The sequence below is a fragment of the Pseudomonas sp. P5_B2 genome, from assembly GCF_056400445.1.
Map to the genome: position 1 here is coordinate 1 of NZ_JBFULH010000975.1, position 1,220 is coordinate 1,220.

General features: G+C 55.1%; 1 protein-coding gene. It reads right to left on the minus strand.

Annotation, left to right across the window (positions count from 1 at the left end; all coding sequences use genetic code 11):
• Positions 1-1,220: glycosyltransferase family protein (locus tag AC1DRJ_RS28430; RefSeq protein WP_477805072.1), on the minus strand; the 1,220-nt coding region annotated here is incomplete at both ends.

A 1,220-nucleotide genomic window follows, 5' to 3' on the forward strand; every position in this document is an offset into this window, starting at 1 on the left:
GCCTTGGACATCGCAATGATATCCACGCTCTCGCTAAAATCATTGACCACCTGCCCCACCGCCGACGTGAACGCCTGATAACGGCCATGATCGAGATAATGGGCTTCAATACTTTCGAAATAGCGCTGAGCACAAAATGCGGGTGCATGGGCGCTTTGCACGTATTTGGCGGCCAGATTGCCCAGGCTAGCGCGAGCCAAAGGCTCGCTGCGTAGCCATTCCAAGGCTTGGGTCAGTTGTGCGTCGCTGAAATCGTCTTCCAGCTTGATCAACACGTCATCCGGTAGATCAGCCATCGCACCATTGGCGTTGATAACCGTGGCCAAACCGTAATTGAGGCAATCAAGCACTGCCGCTGAGGTCTCGCCACGCGACAGTTCACGCAACTGCACACCAACGTCTGCAGCAGCCAGGTACAGCTCATAGGTCAGCGTATCGGTCCAACCAACAATACTCACGCTAGAAGACTGTTGACGGTTCGTTAGGTGCCGCTCGATGTCTTCGCCATAGCTTGACGCCTCGTTCTGGCCAACGAAGAACAACTTACAGTTGCGGTCCTGGCGGAGCAACGCCGAGTCTTCCCACGCGGCCAATAACCGATGATTGAGCTTGGTCTTACCCATAAAGCCAAAGCTGCACACCACGAAGTCATCGCTGCTTAAGCCCAAGGCCGCACGGGCGCGCCCACGGTCCACGTTCACTGCGGGTACACGCAGAAGTGGGATCAATGAACAGTGCGCCCTCTCACCATACCATTGACGCGCCAACGACTCGGAGTAACTCGAATGCACGATCACGCCTAGTGCCTGATTAATGACCCCCAGGCTACCCGGGTACTTGGACAAGGTGCTATCCCCCCCGTCCCGATGGAAATCAGCCACCGCCTTGTAACCATGCCCTTGATACAGCTCCTTGATCCAGACATCGGGTTTTATCCCATGACTCTGGAAATACCACTGAACATCGCTCAGGTAGAAGTCGTGTAAGACCACAACCCCGGGAACTTCTCCGAGCAATTCAAACATAAAGAAGTGCATCGGGTTATTACCGAATTGGTAAAGAACCCGCTGGTAGCGCGAGGCGTTCTGGCGGAACCATTCCACCGAACGCACCTGACAGTTGGCCAGGATCCAAGGATCATTGACCTGGGCTTGATCGGTCACCACATCGATGTCGTAATAGCGGCTCAAGTTGGGCAACAAGTCCGCGCTGTACCCGGC